Source organism: Brevundimonas sp., assembly GCF_023259385.1.
GTDB lineage: Bacteria > Pseudomonadota > Alphaproteobacteria > Caulobacterales > Caulobacteraceae > Brevundimonas.
The window spans coordinates 1-5,461 of the sequence record NZ_JAHFPF010000236.1 but is presented as its reverse complement, the minus strand read 5'-3'; the positions used below and the strand labels follow the sequence as shown (position 1 = coordinate 5,461).

General features: G+C 66.9%; 4 protein-coding genes. 1 reads left to right on the top strand and 3 read right to left on the bottom strand.

Annotated features, from left to right (window positions below; genetic code table 11):
* The coding region (locus Q0C81_RS15370) for an MFS transporter (protein WP_291839862.1) at nucleotides 1–1,258 on the top strand (1,258 nt) is incomplete at its 5' end.
* 9 nt (nucleotides 1,259–1,267) lie between these two features.
* Here the strand turns inward: Q0C81_RS15370 and Q0C81_RS15365 are convergent.
* The 3 genes from Q0C81_RS15365 to Q0C81_RS15355 form a co-directional block, all read right to left on the bottom strand.
* The gene (locus tag Q0C81_RS15365) at nucleotides 1,268–1,900 is read right to left on the bottom strand and encodes a transmembrane anchor protein (RefSeq protein ID WP_291839859.1); all 633 of its coding nucleotides are present in this window, start codon (nucleotides 1,898–1,900) and stop codon (nucleotides 1,268–1,270) included.
* Between the two features lie 13 nt (nucleotides 1,901–1,913).
* Nucleotides 1,914–2,594, bottom strand: a complete 681-nt coding sequence (locus Q0C81_RS15360) for a HupE/UreJ family protein (RefSeq protein ID WP_291839856.1) — start codon at nucleotides 2,592–2,594, stop codon at nucleotides 1,914–1,916.
* 118 nt (nucleotides 2,595–2,712) lie between these two features.
* Nucleotides 2,713–5,461: CusA/CzcA family heavy metal efflux RND transporter (locus tag Q0C81_RS15355; RefSeq protein WP_291839853.1), on the bottom strand; the 2,749-nt coding region annotated here is incomplete at its 5' end.

Genomic DNA, 5,461 nt, shown 5'->3' with positions numbered 1-5,461 from the left:
GACCGGGATGGCGACCGTGGCACTCGGGCTGCTGGCTTACGACCTCGCGGGTGCCAGTGCGGGCCAAATCCTCGGCGCGGCGCTGGCGATCAAGATGATCGCCTATATCGGCGTGGCGCCGTTCGCGAGCGCACTTTCGGCCCGGCTGCCCAGGAAGGTGCTGCTGGTTTCGCTGGACGTGGTGCGCGCCGGCGTGGCCGCCGCCCTGCCATTCGTCGGCGAGGCCTGGCAGGTCTATGCCCTGATGACCGTGCTCTATGTGGCCTCGGCCGCCTTCACCCCCGCCTTCCAGGCGATGATCCCCGACCTGTTGCCGGACGAAGGCGAATACACCAAGGCCCTGTCTCTCTCGCGGCTCGCCGCCGACCTCGAGAGCGTCGCCAGTCCCGTGCTGGCGGCCCTTCTGCTGGCGGTGATGAGTTACAACAACCTGTTCGCGGGCACGGCCGTGGGTTTCGTCGTCTCGGCTTTCTTCGTCGTCAGCGCCGTCCTGCCCAAACCCAGCCGAGCCGCTCAGAAGCCCTTCCTGCAACGCCTTACCGGCGGGGTGCGCCTGTTCGCCCTGACCCCGCGCCTGAGGGGCCTGCTGGCCATCAGCCTCGCGACCGCGGCGGGCGGAGCCATGGTGTTCGTCAACACCGTCGTTCTCGTTCAGTCGCGCTTTGGTCTATCTGGCCAGGCGACGGCCTGGGCCTTGGCGGCGTTCGGCGGCGGCTCCATGACCGCGGCGGTGTTTCTGCCGCGACTGCTCGGTCGGCTGACCGACCGCTCGGCCATGGTGCTGGGCGCGGCGACGATGACCGGAGTGTTGCTGGCGGGGACCTGGTTGGCCGTGAGCTACGTCGCGCTGTTGGCGCTGTGGGTGATCATGGGCTTCGGATATTCGCTGACGATCACCCCGGCGGGGCGAGCTCTGCGCCGGTCGTCCAACGCGGGAGACCGACCAGCCCTGTTCGCGGCGCAGTTCGCCCTGTCCCATGCCTGCTGGCTGATCGCCTATCCCGTGGCGGGTCTGGTCAGCGCCGCCGTTGATCCGGGCGCGGCCTTCCTGGTGCTGGCGGGGCTGTGCGCGACCGGAACTGTCCTGGGCCTGCTGATCTGGCCCGCCCGTGACCCCGAGAACCTTCCCCACAGTCATGCGGATCTTCCGGCCGACGACCCTCACAGGCGCGAGGGCCGCGGCGGGAATGACGCGGACCACGCCCACCCCTTCGTCATCGACGAACAACATGATCGTTGGCCGACGACGAGGGAGTGACCCGGTCGCTCAGACTACCCGCTTGATCTCGCTGTACGCGCCCTCGGTGACCAGGGTGATCGTCACGGGTTGGCCCGTGCGGTTGCGCCAGAACCAACCATGGCTGCCGGTGAAGGCGGCGGTCAGTTCATCCTCGACCCGCTCGGCCGAGCCCTTGTTATAGCCGTGATAGGGCGTGCCGGGACGGTCGGCGTGGGTGTCGTAGTTGATCCGCCCGCCGCTGCTGGTCCAGGTGAAGCGCGCCGTGGCCCCGGCCTGCATCACCAGCTTGATTTCGGCTCCCTCGTCGGGCGCGAGGGTGAGAACGGTCCGGTCGGAACGCAGACCGGCCGCGGCCGCCGAGGCAGCGCCGGCCGGCGTCGGCGCCGCCGTCGTCTCGACGGGAGGCGCAACGCCCCCGGCGGCGGGCGTCGCTTCCGCGATTTCTTCGGCCTGGGCCTCGGCGGCGAGGGAGACCTTGATCCGCCCCATCTCGGTCAGGCCGAACAGTGAGCCGACCCGGGTCGGATCGACGCCGTATTCGGCGGGCATGACGACCGTGACGAGCAAGCCCGTGGCGACCGCAACGGCTATGCCGGTGGACTTCAGCAGCTTGCGCGTCGAGGGCAGGTCCGCGTCGGTGGGTTTGTTGGCGTTGTACATGTGAGGTCTCCGGTCAGACGACGAAGAAGCCGACGAGCTGATAGCCCGTCAGGATGAAGCCGAGGGTCATGAGGACGACGTTGGCGGCGTAGGCGTGACGCCAGAAACTGCCCGTCTTGCGCCAGAACCCCATGACGATGAGGATCGCGCCGAGGGCCAGAAGCTGGCCCGCCTCGACGCCGATGTTGAAGGCGATGAGATTGCTGATCAGTCCGTCAGGCGACAGGTTGAAGTCCTGCAGCTTGGTCGCCAGGCCGAAGCCGTGAAACAGGCCGAAGATCAGGGTCGCTCCCTTGGTGCTGGGCTGGAAGCCGAACCACCGCTGGAAGGCGCCCAGGTTGTCGAGCGCCTTGTAGACGACCGAGAGGCCGATGATGGCGTCGACCAGATAGCTGGAGACGCTGATGTCCGTCAGCACGCCGAGCAGCAGGGTCGACGAGTGGCCGATGGCGAACAGCGTCACATAGATGCTGATGTCCTTCATCCGGTAGAGGAAGAAGATCACGCCGACCAGGAACAGCAGGTGGTCGTAGCCGGTGACCATGTGCTTGGCCCCCAGGTACAGGAACGGCCAGAACAGGAAGCCCGAGGTCTCCTGGATGTAGCCCTTGTCGCCGTCGGCCACGCCATGGGCCAGCGCCTGGCCCATGGCTCCGTCCATGAGGAAGAACAGCAGGATGGCGGCCAGTGCCATCGCCGGTGATTGAAGCCACGACCGGCGGTCGCGGCGATACGCAACTGTCATGAGAATCTTTCTGAGGTTTGAGGACGGAACGTAGAAGCCCTGGGTCCACGGCGATCGCCGATCCCCATCACTTCCGCCTGCCTTTGACGCGGAACGGCAGGTGGTCGAGCCAGGCGGGACGGGGGCGATCCTCGGGCCTGTCGCGGCCGTGCACCAGGCTGTAGAGGGCCGGGAGCACGAGCAGGGTCAGCAGCGTCGATGAGATAATCCCGCCGATGACCACCGTGGCCAGAGGCCGCTGCACTTCGGCCCCGGTCCCGACATTGAGCGCCATCGGCACGAAGCCCAGGCTGGCGACCAGGGCGGTCATCAGCACCGGCCGCAGACGGGTCAGGGCACCCTCTCGGATGGCCTCCGGGATCGGCTTGCCCTCCTCGATCAGGCCCCGGATGAAGCTGACCATGACGACGCCGTTGAGCACCGCCACCCCCGAAAGGGCGATGAAGCCGACGCCGGCCGAGATTGACAGCGGCAGATCGCGCATCATCAGGGCGGCCACCCCGCCGGTGAGGGCCAGGGGCACGCCGGAGAAGACGATCGCCGAGTCCTTCCACGAGCGGAACAGGGCGAACAACAGGCCGAAGATCAGCAGCAGCACCGCCGGGACCACGACCTGAAGCCGTTTGGCCGCGGAGATCAGTTGTTCGAACGTGCCGCCATAGGTGACCCAATAGCCGGCGGGGATTGTCACCTCGGTGTCGACCCGCTCCTGAACCTCCCCGATGAAGGAGCCCAGGTCGCGGTCGCGGACGTTGGACGTGACCACGATGCGGCGCTTGCCGTTCTCGCGACTGATCTGGTTGGGACCGACCGTGAGCTCGATCGTCGCCACTTCGGCGAGGGGCACGAACTGGCGCGCCTGCCCCTCGCTTGCCGGCAACGGGATCTGCAGGCGGCCGATGGCGTCGGTGTCGGCCCGCAGATCCTCGGGCAGTCGAACGACGACGTCGAAACGCCGGTCGCCCTCGAAGATCTGCCCCGCCGTCGTGCCGCCCATGGAGGTGGAGATGACCGACTGGACGTCGTTCACGCTCAGCCCCAGGCGCGCCATGGCGGCGCGGTTCGGGGTGATCTGGAGCACAGGCAGGCCGGTGATCTGTTCGGTCTGGGGATCGGCCGCGCCCTCGACCGTCGAGACGATGCCTTCGATCTCGGCCCCAAGTCTCAGCAGTTCGTCCAGATCGTCACCGAATATCTTGATGGCGACGTCGGCGCGCACGCCCGAAAGCAGTTCGTTGAACCGCATCTGGATGGGTTGGGTGAACTCGTATTTGCTGCCGGGTATTTCGTTCACGGCGGCTTCCATCTCCTCGACCAGCTGGCCGCGGGGCTTTCTCGGATCGGGCCAGTCGGAGCGGTCCTTCAGCATGATGAAGGTGTCGGCGACCGAGGGCGGCACCGGATCGGTGGCGACCTCGGCGGTCCCGATCTTGGCGACCACCCGCTCGACCTCGGGGAACTCGGCGATCCTGGCTTCCAGTGCGGTCTGCATCTGGATGGCCTGGCTCAGGCTGGTGCCGGGGATTCGCAGCGCATGCATGGCGATGTCCCCTTCGTCGAGATTGGGCACGAACTCCGAACCCATCCGTGAGGCGCCGAAGCCCGCCAGCAACACAAGCGCCACGGCGATGCCGATCATCAAACCCCGGGTCTTCAACGCGAAGTCCAGCGCCGGCTGATAGCCGACCCGGGCCCAGCGCATCACGAAGCTGTCCTTTTCCTCGACCTTGCCGGTGACAAACATGGCCACCGCCGCCGGCACGAAGGTCAACGACAGGAGCAGGGCCGCCGTCAGGGCGATGACGACGGTGATCGCCATCGGGTGGAACATCTTCCCCTCGACCCCGGTCAGGCCGAAGATCGGCACATAGACCAGGGTGATGATCATCACACCGAACAGCGAGGGCCGGATGACCTCGCTGGAGGCCGAGGCCGCCAGCTCGAAGCGTTCTTGTTTGGTCAGGATGCGACCCAGGCGGTGCTGGGCCTCGCCGAAGCGGCGCAGACAGTTTTCGACGATGATGACGGCCCCATCGACGATCAGGCCGAAGTCGAGTGCGCCGAGGCTCATCAGATTGCCGGACGTGCCGGTCTGCACCATCCCGGTGATGGTCATCAGCATGGTGATCGGAATGACCGCCGCCGTGATCAACGCCGCCCGAATGTTGCCGAGCAGCAGGAACAGCACGACGACGACCAGCAGGGCGCCTTCCAGCAGGTTCTTCTCGACCGTGTGGATGGCGCGCTCGACCAGGTCTGTCCGGTCATAGACCGGCGATGCCGTCACCCCCTCGGGCAACGCGCGCGCGGCCTCCTCCAGGCTGACGGCGGCGGCCCGGGCCACCACACGGCTGTTCTCGCCGGCCAGCATCAGAACCGTGGCGAGCACGGTCTCCTTGCCATCTTCAGTCGCGGCCCCGGTGCGCAGTTCTTCGCCCATGCCCACGTCTGCGACATCGGCGATGCGGATCGGAACCCCGCCCCGCGTGGCGATGACGACATTGCCCAGATCCTCGGTGGTCGAAGCCTGACCTGGCACGCGGATCAGATACTGCTCGCCGAAGCGTTCGACATAGCCGGCGCCGACGTTGGCGTTGTTGTTGTCCAGCGCTTCGACCACCTCGGCCATGGTCACGCCATAGGCGGAAAGACGATCGGGCTGGGGCGTGACGTGATACTGACGCTCATATCCGCCAATCGTGTTGACCTCGGTCACGCCCTTGGTGTTGCGCAGCTGCGGTCGGATCACCCAGTCCTGCAGGGTTCTCAGATCCTCGGTCGTATAGGGCTGTCCGTCCGGGCGACGCGCGTTCGGC